Raw genomic sequence first — 15,818 nt, 5'->3', positions numbered from 1 at the left:
CGCGTTGGCGGGTGCTGCCACGCGGTGGGGTAATCAGCAGGGTTCATTGGGGAGATCCTTCTGCAGGGAGTGTTAGGTGAAGGCGAAACGTGCGATGGACGGGATTCCTGGCAAGTCGAGCAGAAGACGCCCGCCATCAACCCTGGTCGTCGCCTCGACCCTGCCTTCGTCGTCGTCGATGAACCCGTAGCCAGCAGTCGCGAGCCCCAGAGCACCTGAAGTAACAGCCACGTTCTCAGCTGCCGTTTCGCTGGTGACCACCGCGTTAACCAAGGGATTTCCCAGCCTGGCGACTTCCTTGCCTGCATCCAAGGTCTGCGTGCCGTAGGCAGCCAGCTTTTGGCCGAGGCTCATGGGTCCGATTCCCGCCCGCATCGCCTGAGTGGCAGCGCGCCCTCCCTTGACGACAGCTCCGAGGCCAGGCACCACCCCCACGGTATCGGCTCCGACCGAAACCAGATTTCCGAAGAAGTCAGAGTCGAGCTCGCCCTTGGTAAAGCCGTCCATCAGGGACTCCCGCACCTCCGATTCCGAGAGTCGGGATACGAGCGCCGCTGCACTTGTAGCTGACGCCGCCAACAAGAGCGCCGCTGCAACCCCAACCCCCAAAGGGCCGGTGGCCAGGATTGCCGCCAACGCCAGAACCCCGGCAATCGCACTGAGAATATCCGGAAGATTCTCCTTGACCCACTCCCAGGACTTCTCCAGTACACCAGGCTCATGCGGTGCCAGTTTGTTCGTCGCTTCGCGAATCCTGCCCGCGCGGTATGCGGACCTATTCCCGTGCTCGTCTTCCAGGCTTCGCGCCCTCGCCAGGATCCGGTCGAGTTCCGCTTGAGCATCCTCGACCTTGCCGTTGGCGAGCTTCAAGGTTCTTTTCGCGTCGTCTTGTTTGTCGCCCTTCCTGCCCAGGTCCGGATCATCGCCGGCGGTGTCGGCATGCCCCTTTGCGGCCCTCAGCGCCTCCCGGGCGTCCTTGGCCTTCCCGTCAAGAGCTTTCGCCCGGCGTTGGAATTCGTCCAGGTCGCCTTCCCAGCGCTCCAACTGCGTTGCGGCCTTTTCGATGGAGCGTGCGGCGTTCTTCAGATTGAGGGACAGCGGCCCCTCTTTGACGGACTCCCTGAAGGCTACCGCTGCGTCACCCTCCCAGTAGCTGCCGTCCATCAGCTTGGTGACGACCTTGCGGGTGTCGCGGAGGACAGTGACGCAGGTGCCAAGCTTCTTGCGCAGTTCCTTTACGGTGTCGCAGTCTCCAGGCGTCGGATCAAAGCCGAGATCCGGATAGCTGGTCACATCCGTCACTTGGGCACCTCAACGATGTCATCGTTGGTCTTGCCCGCTTTGTGCAACGCCCTGACAAGCGCATCCTCGACCTCCAGGAATGCGTCTTTGCTCTGCTCGACGATCTTGCTCAGATCCTCCGCCTGCTTGCCGATCTGCTCCGCGCCGTACTTCCAGTCCTCTTGGAAGTTTTCGCAGGCCTTGTCGAGGTCGTCCGTCCCGAGGCCGCCCACAGTCGCTCCGGCCAGAGCACTGCGCAGGCCCTTCAGGGATGTGACGGATCCATCGAGCAGTTTCATGAATCCTTCGAGCTCGACCGCGTCGAGCCTCAGCCTCTCGGCCATGCCTACCCCTGGGTTCTGGTCACGCGATTCACGATGGGACATGTCGTGCGCCGTGTTCGAATCCGGTGATACGACGGCGGTCTTGGGGCGACCGACGCTATCTATGGGGGGCGGGTTTCCCTATTGCGAAGTTTGTGTCATAGATGCGCGAACCTGTATTTATCGGGCGGGGTGAGTGTCAACCCTTCGGGGTAACTGTCCGGCAGCCTTGGGGCCTTAGCCCGATCGTGTTGATGTGTGCTGGTGGGGTCACCCGGCGGCCCGCGGACTATGGGATACCTCGGGCCATGGGATACCTCGGCTATGGGCCTCGGGCTATTGGCGTACGTCGACGGGCCCAGAGCGTCCGCGACTTCCGTCCGATTCGCTTGCCGGAGGCGGTACTTAGCGTCGTATCCATGCGAATCGGACTGCTTGGAACAGGACATGTCGCCCGTGCACTGGCAACTGGCTGGCTGGCAGCGGGACACGACGCCGTGCTGGGGTCGCGGGACCCTGAGGAGCGAGGGAGTGCGGAGGAGCTGCGGGGGTTCACCGTCGTCGGGCTCGAGGAGGCTGCCGCGCACGGGGAGGCGCTGGTCAATGCCACGCCCGGGACCGAGTCGGTGGGGCTGCTGAAGGGGATCGGCGCGGCTGCTCTGGCCGGGAAGGTGCTGGTCGACGTGGGTGTCGGGTTCACCGAGAACATGGAGCTCTCCCACCCCAACTACAGCCTCAGCGAGGAGATCCAGGCCGCGTTTCCCGAGACGCCGGTGGTCAAGACCCTCGTCACCATGGACTCGGTGGTGATGACGCATCCCGGGAGCCTGGAGGAGCCGGGCATGGTCTTCCTCTCCGGTGACGACGCCGCCGCCAAGCGGACGACGCGGCAGCTGCTCAGTGACCTGGGATGGCCCGATGCCGCCCAGTTGGATCTGGGCGGCATCGGGACCGCGCGCGGTCAGGAACACGCCGCGCTGCTGTTCATTGGGGTGGGGGATGCGCTCGGCACGTACGGTTTCGGGTTCAAGGTGGTGCTGCCCGGGCGGGCCGCCTGAGCAGGTGCCGGGCCTGGAGCCTGGGCGTGGGCCGGGCCCGGGGGTGTCAACCGACCTTGCCCACCGGGCTGATCTCCAGCTTGACCGCGCCCTCGCCGTCGGAGACCGGGAGCGTGCCCGCGGGCCAGTCGAGGGTGACGTGCTTGGTCTCGTTCGGGGGCGTGACGACGAGGCTGGTGATACGGACGCCGGAGCCGCCCGAGTTGTTGTACGGGAACGTGATGTTGAAGGCGGCGGAATCGCCGTCCTTCAGGACACCGGGCACGGCCTGCTCGCCGTTGCGGTCCACGGAGAGGGTGTCGCCCGTGGACGCCGTCAGGTCGACGCCCGCGTAGCCCTTGATGGAGCAGTCCCGGCCGCCGCCGTTCTTGAAGACGACGGTGACGACGCCTTCCGTCTTGTCGGTGGTGTTGTCGGTGGCGTTCACTTCGAGCTCGTCGGTACGGCAGATGCCGACCTCGCCGTTGCTGTTGTCACCAGTGCCCGCGGCCGTGCCCTGGGCGCCTCCGTCGCCGGACGTCTTGCCGCCGCCGGAGGTCCCGCCGGTGCTGCTGCCGGTACCGGTGTCGGCTCCGGCGCCGGTGTCCGCGTTGTCTCCGCCCTTGTCCGCTGACGCGGTGGGCTTGGTGGTCGTCTCCGCCGACGCGTTGTCGTCGCCGTTGCAGGCGGTGAGGGAGAGGGCGGCGACGAGGCCGATGACTGCCGCGACGGCCTTGCGGGTGTGCTTCATGGGAGTCCCCCGAGTGGTGCTGGTTGTCTGCTGGTGGGCTGTGGTGATCACAGCTAAGGGGAGGGCTCCGGCGGGGACAAGGAGCGCCGGATCATCCGGGACGCTGGAATGGTTCCAATGTTCTGACCTGCGGGAATGTGCCTTGCCTGGAACGGCGGGGTGGGACGCGAGGTGGCCGTCTCGAAGCGCGTACGCACTTGAAGCGCGTACGCATGTGTCCGCGTACGCATGGGCTCAGGGCGTCTGATCCTGTACTCGCCCACGCCAACAGCGATGACCCCGGCGAGCAGTTGGCGTGGCGCCGGCTTACCGCGCGGCACGGTGACCGACTCGGCGAGGTCATGGATGAGGCCGGATGGCCGACGGCGGACAGGGTCGGCGAGGAGGCCGCCCGCCGCGTCCGGCGGAACCGGGTTGCGCAGTTCGCCGATGAGCAGCCGCCCCGCTGGCGCGGACGGGTTGTCCCCCGGGGAGCGGTGCCTTGCTGCCGGCTGCCGGGGGGTGTGTGTCATCCGGTCGGGGCGGGCGTTGTCATTCCACGTCATTCCACGCCCTCTACGAAGTGGTCGAACTCGCCTGCCTGTACGCCCAGTACGAAGGCGTCCCACTTGGCCCGGGTCGTGGTCACGATGTTCTCGGGGTCGCTGGTTTCCCGTAGGTACACGGCGTCCTCAGGGCCGTACGCGATCTCGATCCAGGGGCCTGGTCCTTCTTCCCCTTCCGGGGCCGCACGGATCCAGTCGAGGGTCGGGGGGATGTCGGGGGTGGGGGCGTCGGTCACTGTGGGGTCCTTCGCGGGACTTTCGTGGAAGGGGTGGGGTGGGAGGGGCCGTTGTGTGGGCTTTTGCCCCTGTGCGGGTGGGGGGTGGGGGCGCGGAGTGCAGGAAAGTTCCAGTGCATGCGGGGCGGGTCCTGCGGGGGCCTCCCCCCCCAACCGTACGGACGCCGAGAGTGGGCGTGGGCTGTATTTCGTGCAGGCCTGCGCCGATGCCGCGGGCGCCTACCCCCTCGGTGCCGCGCGGGACGGAAACTGCTCTGGGCGGAGCTCGGCGGTGATCCCCCTCAGGCGCAGGTGACGCCTCTACACTGAGCTCGGCGGACTCCCGTGCGGTGAGGGGTGGTTGACGGTGCGTAAGGCGTGGCTGGTCGCGGCCGTCGGGATCAGCGGGGCGATGAGCTTCATCGCGCTGCTCGTCGTGGGGACGTACATGGCCGCCGGAAGCATCGCCGGCGGTGCCGGTCAGGGGAACGTGGGGCTCGCGAAAGGTGCTGTGCCCGCGACCTACCAGCCCCTCGTGCAGAAGTGGGGCAACCTGTGCAAGGCGATCAACCCCGCCCTGCTCGCAGCTCAGCTGTATCAGGAGAGCGGGTTCAATCCGAAGGCGAAGAGCCCGGCCGCGGCCCAGGGGATAGCGCAATTCATTCCGGGGACCTGGGCCACGCACGGGGTCGACGGTGACGGTGACGGCGATCGCGATGTGTGGGACCCGAAGGACGCCATCCCGTCCGCCGCTTCGTACGACTGCAAACTCGCCAGTTATGTGAAGGACGCCCCGGGAAGCCCGACGGAGAACATGCTCGCCGCGTACAACGCGGGCGCGTACGCCGTCATCAAGTACGGCGGCGTGCCGCCTTACCGCGAGACCCAGAATTACGTGAAGACCATCACGAACCTGGAGAAGAGCTTCGCCCGGCCCACCGGCAGGGTGCAGCCCTCGCAGCAGGCGGCGGGCGCCATCTACTACGCGCAGAAGAAGCTCGGCACGCTCTATCTGTGGGGCGGGAACGGAACCGCCGAGCAGAACGGCCGGTTCGACTGTTCCGGTCTCACGCTCGCCGCCTATCGAAGTGTCGATATCGATCTGCCGCGTGTCGCCAACGACCAGTACAACGCGGGGCCTCACCCGAAACGGGACGAACTGCTCCCGGGCGACCTGGTGTTCTTCTCGGACGACCTCACCAATTCACGGGCCATCCGGCATGTCGGGATCTACGTGGGCGGGGGCTACATGATCAACGCCCCGCGGCCCGGCGCGGTGATCCGTTTCGACCCGATCGACACGCCGGACTATTTTGGCGCGACTCGCGTCACCGAGGACGGGGCGAACGCCGTGCCCGACAAGCTGTCCGCTGCCTGAAGGTTCGCGGACCGCACCGAAACGCGGCCGTTGCGGAGGCGTGAGCGGCGCGTGATGTGGCTTGAACTCTCCGTCAGTACACTTCTCTGAGCTGCGGTGATGTGTCTCTCTTCGATAACGTCTGCGTGATCATTCGGTGGAGAGTGGAACGTAGTGAAGGGGACCGCGCGTTCCACCCGGTAGCGAGCGGCATTGACCACGCAGCAAGCAGCACCGACCACGGGGGTTGATGGAAGGGCGCACGGCAAGGTGCGTCCGAGGCGAGGAGACAAGGGGCCGCAGCACCATGGCTGGACTCGACACAACAGGGTCGAACCCCGACGTCAGCCTGCTCTACGACATCAACGGGCTGGCTGAGGATTCGCCGGCCTGGCTGGCGAATTCGATCGCGTTCTTCGGCGAGTACGGACTGCTGCTCGCGCTTGTTCTGCTCGTCGTCTGGTGCTGGTGGGGACAGCGAAGGCGCGGGACGCTCGATGACGCCGCTTCCTCTGTCGCCGCTGTTGTCTGGGCGCCCTTGGCGGCCGGGATCGCTGTCCTGGTGAATGTGCCGATTCGGGGATTTGTGGAGCGCCGTCGGCCTTTCAAGGACCACGACGGCCTTGAGCTCCTTGTGCACGGAAAGACCGACTTCTCCTTTGTGAGCGATCACGCGACGCTCGCGATGGCTCTCGGTGTCGGGCTTTTCGTGGCCAACAGGAAGTTCGGCCTTGTCGGCATCGCTCTCGCCTTGCTCGAAGGCTTCTGCCGGGTCTTTATGGGCGTGCACTATCCGACGGACGTGGTGGGCGGATTCGCGCTCGGGACGGCTGTCGCGCTGCTGCTCTCGCCGCTCGCGATGGCCCTGCTCACGCCTGTGGTCAAGGCTGTTGGGCGGACGGGGCGGGGTGCGTGGCTGGTGTGGGCGAAGCCGGGTCCGGTGCCGGGGGCCGAGGGTGAGGGTGAGGGTGTGGCGGAGCTGGCGCCGGCGGCCGCCGGTCCGGATGAGCGGGACCTTGCGGCCTAGCCTCTGCCTTGCGGCGCTTCAGCAGCCACCAGCCTGTGGCTGCCGCCGCGGCGGTTACTCCTGCGGAGGCGGCGGTGAGGGCGCCTGCCTCGGGGTGTGCGTCGCCGTCGGCAGCGTTTGCCGCCGGGGCCGCCAGGGCCAGTAGGGCGGCGGTGGACGCTGCGGCTGTGGCTATTCGCGGGTTCATACCCCCAGAGCAGCCGGGTCCCGGTGAATGGGCCACCTGAGGACGTGTCGGGCGGGGCTGTTCGGGTTGTGGGGGCGGCCGTCCGGGGGACGAGATTTTTCCCCGACCCCGCCCTTCCCGAAAACCGTGCCTGCGCCCCGGGCCTACCTGGGGCTCCGCCCCAGACCCCGCACAAGATGTCCTCAAACGCCGGACGGGCTGGAGGTCCAGCCCGTCCGGCGTTTGAGGACGACTCGGCGGAGCCGGTGATCAGCGGCGCCCAAGGCTCAGGAGCCAGTCACAGCGCCTGGGGGAAGTCGAAGAAGCGCTTCGGGTCGTACTGCTTCTTCAGGGTCTTCAGGCGGGCCGCCGCCGAACCGTAGTACGCCTTGCGCCAGTTGGTCAGTGTCGGGTCCGCGTAGTTCTGGTACGCCGCCCCGGACGCGTACCGCCCCATCGCCCCGTGCGCGCTTTTCAGCCACGCCTGGGCCGGCTTGCCGGAGGTGCCGGGGCGCCAGGACGCGATGTACTGCGCCAGCATCCGCGAGCGGCGGTGGACGAAGGCCGTGGCCGTCGGGTCGACTCGGTTGATCGCGCCGCCCAGGGCGGTCAGCGCGATGCTGCCACCGCTCGCGCCCGTCACGTTCTCCACCTGGGTGAGGAGCGTGCGGATCCCGGCCGCCGACAGCGAGCGGTCGAAGAAGTCCGAACTCGCCGCGTACGTCTCGCGGTTCAGGGCGCCCTGCGGGCTCCGGCCCGGTGTCGCGCCGGGCAGGTGGCACTGGGCGTCCGAGGCGAAGGACGAGCAGCCCGCGTACACCTCCATCGACTCCTCGTACGAGCGCCGCTTCAGGGAGACGCTGCGGGCCGGGGCGCCGATCTTGTCGGCCAGGCGGTCCACCGCGTTCTGGAGTTCGCCGTACGTGCCCAGGGAGAAGCACGCCACCGACACCGTGGGCGTGCCGCCCGGCGTGTTCGCCAGGTGCGCCGACGACCAGATCTCGTCCGGCTGGTCGGGGCCCCACTGCTGCCACGCCTTGACGACCGCGGCCGCCTTCGACCAGGGCCAGGTCATGTACGCCGAGACGCCCTGCGGAGCCGCGTGCGTGCGGAAGCTCAGCTCGGTCACCACACCGAAGTTCCCGTTGCCCGCGCCCCGCAGCGCCCAGAAGAGGTCCTTGTTCTCGCTCCTGCTCGCCGTCAGCTGCTTGCCGTCCGCCGTGATCAGCGTCGCCGACGTGAGGCTGTCGCAGGTCAGGCCGTACGCCCGCGACACCACGCCGTGGCCGCCGCCAAGCGTCAGGCCGGAGATGCCGACCGTCGGGCAGGAGCCCGCCGGGATCGTCACGCCCTTCGCGGCAAGGGTGCGGTAGACGTCGATCAGCTTGGCGCCCGCGCCGACCGTGGCCGTCGAACCACTGGCGCGTGTCTTGTTCAGCTTCGATACGTCGACGATGAGGCGGCCCGTGCCGGATGACCAACCCCCGTAGGAATGGCCGCCGTTGCGTATGGAGACCGGGATGTCGTGGGCGCGGGCGTAGGTCAGGGTCGTCCGTATGTCGTCCGGGTTCGCCACGTACGCGACCGCCGTCGGCTTCAGGCTGTCGTAGCGCGTGTTGTAGAGCTGTCGGGCCGCCGCCCATTTCGCCTCGCCCGGCTTGACCAGGGTGCCGTCCAGGTCCTTGGCGAGGGCGGTGAGGTTCGCCGCGGCGGACGCGGCGGCACTCGATGTGCGGAGGGGAGTGCCGGAGCGCGAGGCACCCGTGCCGGTTCCTCCGTCGGACCCCGCGCCTGAGCCCGAGCCGGTGCAGCCCGCCGCCGCCAAGGCGGCCGTGGTCGCCGCCGCCGTGCTGATGAACGTACGTCGTTCCATGACGCCCCTCCCGTTGGTTCCCGGACTACGAGACGGCGTACGGGACCCATGGGTTCCGCTGGGCGGAAAGGGGAGTTGTGCGTGACGCGGCGGTCTATTCGTGGGACGTGTGGGACTCCGCGTCCGTCCGGGCCTTGCTGCGCGCTCTGCGGGCGGGGCCGCGCCAGCCGCAACTGCACGTGGCCGCGCAGAAGCGGCCCTGCTCGACCGTCGTCGTGCGGTGGGGTTCGTCCTGTCGCTCCTCGGCCACGACTCCACCGTACCCACGCCGGGTGACGTACCCACGTCGGGTGAACGCTCTCACGCGTGACCGGGTCAACGTACCGGTCGTTACACGGAACGACAGGGGGCTACAGCACCTCGCGGGAAGGCTTGGGGGTAGTCGGGCGATGGGTCACCAGCACAGGCGCACAGGCGGGGCGGTCGCCACGGCCGCGGCGGTGGGTCTCATGGCCGTCGCCACGGGCTGCTCGGGGGGCGGAGCCGCGGCGGACGACGGCCGCGCCGCCTCCCAGGACGCCGTCGACGTGGTGCGGGACTCCGCCGACGCCCTTGTCCGCGCGGGGAGTTCCAAGGCGCGTACGTCCATGGAGATGGCCAGCGGCGGGACCCGCGTGACCATCCGTGGGCAGGGCTCGTACGACTTCAGGCGGCAGGTGGGGCGGTTCGTGGTGGTGCTGCCGAAGGATCCCGCCGGCGACGAGGAGCACCGTCCCGTCACCGAGCTGATGGCGAGCGGCGCGCTCTACATGAAGAACCGGGGGGCCGGGGTGCCCGCCGACAAGTGGGTGCGGATCGACACGGCGTCGCTCTCGGACGGCAACCTGGTCACGGGCGGGGCCACCGATCCGCTGGCCGCGGCGGAGCTGCTGCGGGGCGTGAGCAAGGCGTCGTACGTGGGGGAGACGGCGGTGGCCGGCGTGAAGGTGCGGCACTACCGCGGGACCGCGGACCTTCCGAGCGCCGCGAAGGCCGCTTCCGAGGGGCAGCGAGAAGCTCTTGAGGCGGCGGCGAAAGGGTTCAGCAAGGGCCGGGTGCCCTTCGACGCGTACCTCGACGAGCAGGGGCGGCTGCGGAAGCTGCGGCAGCACTTCAGTGTCGCGAACGCCGAGGTGGCGTCGACCACGCTGCTGTTCGACTTCGGGGTGCGGGTGGATGTGCGGTTGCCGGCGAGCGAGGACATCTTCGCGGGGAAGATCGCCGAGAAGTAGGGTGCTCGGCTAGTCGCGCCCGGGGGTGTGGAAATGGTCCGTCCGTGCCATGCGCCGTGTGTGGGCCGCTCCCTACTCTAGGAAGTCGGTACCGGCAGGAAGCAAGGTCAGGAAGAGGTGATGAACGTGGCTCTGGTGCGCGGTACGACTGTTCAGGACCACGTTGCCCTTGCCGAGATCGAGCTGTGCGGCGAACTCATCATCGCGGCGTCCGCCGCGGGGGAGGATCGGCTGAGTGCCGACCGCATCGACGAGGTCCTGAACGTCTCCACCGGCGTGGAGCGACGCCGAACCGAGGACCGCGACTGATCCCGGGGCCCTGTGGCCCCGGAGCCCCTGAGCGGGGCGTGGCCCGGACCCTGCCTCCGCCTCGTCCCCCGTAGCTGCCGCGGCTCCGCCGCAAACACCGAGCCCGCCGCTTCGCGACGGATTTCTCCCGCCCACCCACCCGAGCACCCCGCGGGGCTATCGGGTGGGCGGAGGTGATCCGTCGCGAGCACCCCCGCGGGCAATCGGGGTGGGCGGAGGTGATTCGTCGCGAGCATCCCCGCGGGGCTATCGGGGGCGGAGGTGATTCGTCGCGAGCATCCCCGCGGGGCTATCGGGGGCGGAGGTGATTCGTCGCGAGCATCCCCGCGGGGCTATCGGGGTGGGCGGAGGTGATTCGTCGCGAAGCGGCGGGCTCGGGATCTGGTGCCCCAGGCGGGAGCCTTACGTGCGCATCATGCGGGCGATGGCCTTGGTGGCCTCTTCGACCTTCGCGTCGATCTCGTCGCCGCCCTTGACCGCCGCGTCCGCCACGCAGTGACGCAGGTGCTCTTCCAGGAGCTGGAGGGCGAAGGACTGCAGGGCCTTCGTGCCGGCCGAGACCTGAGTGAGTATGTCGATGCAGTAGACGTCTTCCTCGACCATGCGCTGGAGGCCGCGGATCTGGCCCTCGATGCGGCGCAGTCGCTTGAGGTGCTCGTCCTTCTGCTTGTGGTAGCCGTGGACACCCTGGTCGTGGCCGCCGGGCTCGGAGGGCGCTTCGGTGTTCATGGCCACACCGGCCGGCTCGGTGGTCGTCATCGCGTCCTCCTGCTTGGACAGTCACTCTGCTGGGCAGTCATAGGAAAGCCACTGGCTCAACTGGCTTCCTATACCCCTAGAGGGTATAGGATACTCGATTGCTCGGGGGGTGTGCTGATCACTGTGCCCGATGGGCGACACTGGGGTCTGGCCGGTTAGCCGTGGCCGGATGATGCGCCTAGCATCAGCCTGACCGAATCCAAAGCACCCCGAGGACCCCACGTGCGCTTTCGTCTGACCCCCAGGGAGACGAGCTTCTACGACATGTTCGCCGCATCCGCGGACAACATTGTCACGGGCTCGAAGCTCCTGATGGAACTGCTCGGGGCTGACGCCTCCGCCCGAGCCGAGATCGCAGAGCGTATGCGGGCCGCGGAGCACGCTGGAGATGACGCGACACACGCGATCTTCCACCAGCTGAACTCCTCCTTCATCACGCCTTTCGACCGCGAGGACATCTACAACCTGGCCTCGTCCCTCGACGACATCATGGACTTTATGGAGGAGGCCGTCGACCTGGTCGTCCTTTACCAGGTCGAGGAACTCCCCAAGGGTGTCGAGCAGCAGATCGAGGTGCTCGCGAGGGCCGCCGAACTCACGGCGGAGGCCATGCCCAATCTGCGGACGATGTCCAACCTCACCGAGTACTGGATCGAGGTCAATCGTCTGGAGAACCAGGCCGACCAGATTCACCGCAAGCTTCTCGCTCAGCTCTTCAACGGCAAGTACGACGCCATGGAAGTGCTGAAGCTCAAGCAGATCGTCGACGTGCTTGAAGAGGCGGCCGACGCGTTCGAGCACGTCGCCAACACGGTGGAGACCATTGCGGTCAAGGAGTCCTGAGGCCTCTCCATGGACACCTTTGCTTTGATCGTGACCATCGGCGTCGCGCTCGGATTTACGTATACGAACGGCTTTCACGACTCCGCGAACGCCATCGCCACTTCCGTCTCCACCCGGGCGCTGACGCCTCGCGCGGCACTCGCGATGGCCGCCGTCATGAACCTCGCCGGTGCCTTCATGGGCAGTGGTGTCGCCAAGACGGTCAGTAAGGGCCTGATCGAGACGCCCGAAGGCGACAAGGGAATGTGGATCCTCTTTGCCGCCCTGGTGGGCGCCATCGTGTGGAACCTCATCACCTGGTACTTCGGGCTTCCTTCGTCCTCATCCCACGCGCTTTTCGGTGGAATGGTCGGAGCCGCGCTCGCCGGTGGAATCGGGGTGATCTGGTCGGGAGTGCTCGACAAGGTCGTCATTCCGATGTTCATCTCGCCCCTTGTCGGCCTTGTTGCCGGCTATCTGGTGATGTGCGCGATCATGTGGATGTTCCGGAAGTCCAACCCGCACAAGGCCAAGCGCGGATTCCGTATCGCGCAGACGGTGTCCGCGGCGGGAATGGCGCTCGGGCACGGGCTGCAGGACGCGCAGAAGACCATGGGCATCGTCGTGATGGCCCTGGTCATCTCCGATGTCCAGGACGCCGACGCGCCCATTCCGATCTGGGTCAAGATCGCCTGTGCGCTGATGCTGTCGCTCGGTACGTATGCCGGTGGCTGGCGCATCATGCGTACGCTCGGCCGCAAGATCATCGAGCTGGACCCGCCGCAGGGATTCGCCGCCGAGACCACCGGCGCGGGCATCATGTTCACTACCGCTTTCATGTTCCACGCGCCGATCTCCACCACGCACGTGATCACTTCCGCGATCATGGGTGTGGGCGCCACGAAGCGTGTGAACGCGGTGCGCTGGGGTGTTGCCAAGAACATCATCCTGGGGTGGTTCATCACGATGCCCGCGGCTGCCATTGTCGCCGCCGCGAGTTTCTGGATCGTGAATCTCGCGTTCTTGTAGCAGTACGGGAGACGACAACGGAAAGGCCCGCCCCCCGGGAGCCAGGGGGCGGGCCTTTCTTGTTGCCCCTGCGGTGGCACCGCCATGCAGCACCGCGGGGAGTCTGTGCTTTGCCAGGGTTATCCGAAGCGGCCCGAGATGTAGTCCTCGGTCGCCTGGACGGACGGGTTGGAGAAGATCCGCTCCGTCTCGTCGATCTCGATGAGCTTGCCGGGCTGGCCGACCGCTGCGAGGTTGAAGAAGGCCGTACGGTCCGATACGCGCGCCGCCTGCTGCATGTTGTGCGTCACGATGACGATCGTGAAGCGCTCCTTCAGCTCGCCGATCAGGTCCTCGATGGCGAGGGTCGAGATCGGGTCGAGGGCCGAGCAGGGCTCGTCCATCAGGAGCACCTGGGGCTCGACCGCGATGGCCCGCGCGATGCACAGGCGCTGCTGCTGGCCGCCGGAGAGGCCGGAGCCGGGCTTGTTCAGGCGGTCCTTGACCTCGTTCCAGAGGTTGGCGCCCTTGAGGGACTTCTCGACGATGGCGTTCAGCTCGCTCTTCTTGTACGAGCCGTTGAGCCGCAGGCCCGCTGCCACGTTGTCGAAGATCGACATCGTCGGGAACGGGTTGGGGCGCTGGAACACCATGCCGATGGTGCGGCGCACGGCGACCGGGTCGACACCGGGACCGTAGAGGTCCTCGTCGTCCAGGAGCACCTTGCCCTCGACGCGGCCGCCGGTGGTGACCTCGTGCATGCGGTTGAGGGTGCGCAGGAAGGTGGACTTGCCGCAGCCGGAGGGGCCGATGAAGGCCGTCACGGAGCGGGGCTCCACGGTCATCGAGATGTCCTCGATGGCCTTGTGGGCACTGTAGTAAGCGGTCAGGCCCGATACGTCGATTCGCTTGGCCATGGGGATCACTGCCTTAAGGGGGTTACAGAGAGGTCGCTGAGTGGCCGCGGTCAGCGGCCCGTCTTGGGGGCCTTCCAGCGGGCTACGCCGCGGGCCGCCAGGTTGAGGATCATGATGAAGCCGATGAGGGCGAGCGCCGCCGCCCAGGCGCGGTCGTAACCGGCCTGGTTGCCGGCCCCGTACTGCTGGTAGATGTACAGCGGCAGTGAGGCCTGCGAGCCCTCGAACGGGTTCATGTTGATCATGGGGTTCACCCACACCAGGAGCAGGACCGGTGCGGTCTCGCCCGCGATACGCGCTACTGCCAGCATGACGCCGGTGGTGATGCCGCCGATCGCGGTGGGCAGGACCACCTTCAGGATGGTCCGCCACTTCGGGATGCCGAGGGCGAGCGACGCCTCCCGCAGCTCGTTCGGGACGAGCTTGAGCATCTCCTCGGTGGAGCGCACGATCACCGGCATCATCAGGATGGCGAGGGCCATGGCGCCTGCCCAGCCGGAGAAGTCGAAGCCCAGGATCAGGATCCAGAAGCTGAGGACGAACAGGCCCGCGACGATCGAGGGGATGCCGGTCATGACGTCCACGAAGAACGTGACGACCTTGGAGAGCTTCCCGCGCCCGTACTCGACGAGGTAGATCGCGGTGAGCAGGCCGATCGGCACGGCGATGGCGGAGGCGAGGAGCACCTGCTCCAGGGTCCCGATGATCGCGTGGTAGATGCCGCCGCCGGGCTCGTCGTCCGCGACCACACCCATGGAGTGGGTCAGGAAGTAGCCGTTGAAGACGGTCGAGCCGCGCTCGACGGTCTCGTAGACCAGCGAGGCGAGCGGGACGACGGCCAGCAGGAACATGACCCACACCAGCGAGGTGGCGAGGCGGTCCTTGGCCTGGCGTCCGCCCTCGACGGCGACCGCGAGGACATACGAGGCGACGAGGAAGAGGACGGCCGCGATCAGGCCCCACTGGATTCGGCTGTCGAGGCCGGCCCCCATGCCGATGCCGATGGCGACGGCGGCGGATCCGAGTGCGACGACGGCCGGCGTCCAGCGCGGGAGGCGGGCGCCCTGCAGGCTCGTGGGCTTGACGATGGTGGCGCTCATGCGTTGGCCCCCGAGTACTCCTTGCGGCGCGCGATGATCAGGCGGGCCGCGCCGTTGACCAGCAGGGTGATGACGAAGAGGACCAGGCCGGATGCGATGAGCGCGTCACGGCCGTACTCGGTGGCTTCGTTGAACTTGCTGGCGATGTTCTGCGCGAAGGTGCCGCCGCCGGGGTCGAGCACGGACGCGCTGATGAGGAAGGTCGGGGAGAGCACGGTAGCGACGGCGATCGTCTCGCCGAGCGCACGGCCAAGGCCCAGCATCGAGGCGGAGATCACGCCCGAGCGGGCGAAGGGGAGCACCGACATGCGGATGGTCTCCCAGCGCGTGGCGCCGAGCGCGAGCGCGGCCTCCTCGTGCATCTTCGGGACCTGCAGGAAGACCTCACGGCTGACGTTCGTGATGATCGGCAGGATCATGATCGCGAGGAGGATGCCGACGGTCATCAGGGAGCGCGGGGCGCCGCCCTGGTACTCGAAGATGCCGGTCCAGCCGAAGTAGTCGTCGAGCCAGCTGTAGAGGCCGGTCAGGTTGGGCGCGACCACGAGGGCGCCCCAGAGGCCGTAGACGATCGACGGCACGGCGGCCAGGAGGTCGATCACGAAGGCGATCGGGGTGGCCAGCCTGCGCGGCGCGTAGTGCGAGATGAACAGCGCGATGCCGATGGCCACGGGGACGGCGATCACCAGGGCGATCACCGAGCTCACCACGGTGCCGAAGACCAGGACCGCGATGCCGAAGTACGGCTTGCCGCCGGTGGTGGCGCCGGCCGGGTCCCACTCGAAGGTGGTGAGGAAGTTGCCCGTGTCGTCCGAGATCGCGAGGGCCGCACGGTAGGTGAGGAAGGCCGCGATGGCCGCCATGATCACGAGCAGCGTGATGCCGGAGCCACGGGAGAGTCCGAGGAAGATCCGGTCGCCGGGGCGGGTCGCGCTGCGGCGGGGACGCTTCGGGGTGATGCCCGAGGGCTTCACGTCGTCGAGGGGTGGGGGTGCTGTCGTACTGCTTGGTATATCCATAAGATTCTCCGGTCTGCGGAGCCGATCACCGCTTCTTCAGCGGGAGTTGCTCCTGGCGGCGGTGCACCGGACGGTGCGGCCGGCCCTGGATCGCCGGG

17 protein-coding genes and 1 pseudogene are annotated in these 15,818 nt (G+C 67.6%); 8 read left to right on the top strand and 10 right to left on the bottom strand.

Going from position 1 to position 15,818, the window contains the following annotated elements; all coding sequences use genetic code 11:
* Positions 1-72 precede the first annotated feature (72 nt).
* A complete protein-coding gene (locus ACZ5WE_RS32475) occupies positions 73-1,302 on the bottom strand; it encodes a putative T7SS-secreted protein (protein WP_467695084.1) in 1,230 nt (409 codons plus the stop codon).
* Entirely contained in the window at positions 1,299-1,625 is a 327-nt protein-coding gene (locus ACZ5WE_RS32470) for a hypothetical protein (RefSeq protein WP_467695086.1), read from the bottom strand. The genes ACZ5WE_RS32475 and ACZ5WE_RS32470 overlap by 4 nt, the downstream gene beginning before the upstream one ends.
* 398 nt (positions 1,626-2,023) lie before the next feature.
* On the opposite strand from ACZ5WE_RS32470, the gene ACZ5WE_RS32465 reads away from it, so the two are divergent.
* Complete coding sequence (locus ACZ5WE_RS32465) at positions 2,024-2,662, top strand: NADPH-dependent F420 reductase (RefSeq protein WP_467695088.1); 639 nt, start codon at positions 2,024-2,026, stop codon at positions 2,660-2,662.
* A gap of 46 nt (positions 2,663-2,708) precedes the next feature.
* On the opposite strand, the gene ACZ5WE_RS32460 is transcribed toward ACZ5WE_RS32465, so the two are convergent.
* Positions 2,709-3,392: a DUF4232 domain-containing protein gene (locus ACZ5WE_RS32460; protein WP_467695090.1), complete on the bottom strand. Its 684-nt coding sequence runs from the start codon at positions 3,390-3,392 to the stop codon at positions 2,709-2,711.
* A gap of 212 nt (positions 3,393-3,604) precedes the next feature.
* Between ACZ5WE_RS32460 and ACZ5WE_RS32455 the strand changes: the two are divergent.
* Positions 3,605-3,829 (top strand): annotated as a pseudogene (locus ACZ5WE_RS32455) (hypothetical protein); the annotation flags it as partial.
* 104 nt (positions 3,830-3,933) lie between these two features.
* On the opposite strand, the gene ACZ5WE_RS32450 reads toward ACZ5WE_RS32455, so the two are convergent.
* Complete coding sequence (locus ACZ5WE_RS32450) at positions 3,934-4,173, bottom strand: DUF397 domain-containing protein (RefSeq protein ID WP_467695092.1); 240 nt, start codon at positions 4,171-4,173, stop codon at positions 3,934-3,936.
* Positions 4,174-4,519: 346 nt separating this feature from the next.
* On the opposite strand from ACZ5WE_RS32450, the gene ACZ5WE_RS32445 reads away from it, so the two are divergent.
* The gene (locus ACZ5WE_RS32445; RefSeq protein WP_467695094.1) at positions 4,520-5,530 is read left to right on the top strand and encodes a C40 family peptidase; all 1,011 of its coding nucleotides are present in this window, start codon (positions 4,520-4,522) and stop codon (positions 5,528-5,530) included.
* A gap of 286 nt (positions 5,531-5,816) precedes the next feature.
* Positions 5,817-6,536, top strand: coding sequence for a phosphatase PAP2 family protein (locus ACZ5WE_RS32440; RefSeq protein ID WP_467695096.1), 720 nt, complete (start codon positions 5,817-5,819; stop codon positions 6,534-6,536).
* 464 nt (positions 6,537-7,000) lie between these two features.
* Here ACZ5WE_RS32440 and ACZ5WE_RS32435 read toward each other — a convergent pair whose 3' ends face one another.
* The gene (locus tag ACZ5WE_RS32435; RefSeq protein ID WP_467695098.1) at positions 7,001-8,575 is read right to left on the bottom strand and encodes an FAD-binding oxidoreductase; all 1,575 of its coding nucleotides are present in this window, start codon (positions 8,573-8,575) and stop codon (positions 7,001-7,003) included.
* A gap of 94 nt (positions 8,576-8,669) precedes the next feature.
* A complete protein-coding gene (locus ACZ5WE_RS32430) occupies positions 8,670-8,825 on the bottom strand; it encodes a hypothetical protein (RefSeq protein ID WP_467695100.1) in 156 nt (51 codons plus the stop codon).
* A 139-nt stretch (positions 8,826-8,964) separates the two neighbouring features.
* On the opposite strand from ACZ5WE_RS32430, the gene ACZ5WE_RS32425 reads away from it, so the two are divergent.
* Positions 8,965-9,786, top strand: coding sequence for an SCO4651 family lipoprotein (locus tag ACZ5WE_RS32425; protein ID WP_467695102.1), 822 nt, complete (start codon positions 8,965-8,967; stop codon positions 9,784-9,786).
* Between the two features lie 120 nt (positions 9,787-9,906).
* A complete protein-coding gene (locus ACZ5WE_RS32420; protein WP_467695104.1) occupies positions 9,907-10,095 on the top strand; it encodes a hypothetical protein in 189 nt (62 codons plus the stop codon).
* A gap of 402 nt (positions 10,096-10,497) precedes the next feature.
* Here ACZ5WE_RS32420 and ACZ5WE_RS32415 read toward each other — a convergent pair whose 3' ends face one another.
* Positions 10,498-10,854, bottom strand: a complete 357-nt coding sequence (locus ACZ5WE_RS32415) for a metal-sensitive transcriptional regulator (RefSeq protein WP_160505880.1) — start codon at positions 10,852-10,854, stop codon at positions 10,498-10,500.
* 222 nt (positions 10,855-11,076) lie between these two features.
* Here ACZ5WE_RS32415 and ACZ5WE_RS32410 point away from each other — a divergent pair, with 222 nt between their 5' ends.
* The gene (locus tag ACZ5WE_RS32410; protein WP_467695106.1) at positions 11,077-11,697 is read left to right on the top strand and encodes a DUF47 domain-containing protein; all 621 of its coding nucleotides are present in this window, start codon (positions 11,077-11,079) and stop codon (positions 11,695-11,697) included.
* 9 nt (positions 11,698-11,706) lie between these two features.
* Positions 11,707-12,705, top strand: coding sequence for an inorganic phosphate transporter (locus ACZ5WE_RS32405; RefSeq protein WP_367043471.1), 999 nt, complete (start codon positions 11,707-11,709; stop codon positions 12,703-12,705).
* Positions 12,706-12,824: 119 nt separating this feature from the next.
* Here the strand turns inward: ACZ5WE_RS32405 and pstB are convergent, their stop codons facing one another.
* Genes pstB through pstC form a run of 3 tightly spaced genes read right to left on the bottom strand, consistent with a single transcriptional unit; the run spans position 12,825 to position 15,720 of the window.
* Positions 12,825-13,601 (bottom strand): phosphate ABC transporter ATP-binding protein PstB, encoded by a 777-nt coding sequence (gene pstB, locus ACZ5WE_RS32400; RefSeq protein ID WP_249589096.1) that lies wholly within the window; start codon positions 13,599-13,601, stop codon positions 12,825-12,827.
* Positions 13,602-13,651: 50 nt separating this feature from the next.
* On the bottom strand, positions 13,652-14,701 hold the full coding sequence (gene pstA, locus ACZ5WE_RS32395) for a phosphate ABC transporter permease PstA (protein WP_467695108.1): 1,050 nt from the start codon (positions 14,699-14,701) through the stop codon (positions 13,652-13,654).
* Positions 14,698-15,720, bottom strand: a complete 1,023-nt coding sequence (pstC, locus tag ACZ5WE_RS32390) for a phosphate ABC transporter permease subunit PstC (RefSeq protein WP_467695110.1) — start codon at positions 15,718-15,720, stop codon at positions 14,698-14,700. The genes pstA and pstC overlap by 4 nt, the downstream gene beginning before the upstream one ends.
* Positions 15,721-15,818 lie beyond the last annotated feature (98 nt).

The sequence above is a fragment of the Streptomyces sp. NPDC033180 genome, assembly GCF_055577645.1.
This window is presented reverse-complemented; position numbering and strand designations above follow the sequence as displayed.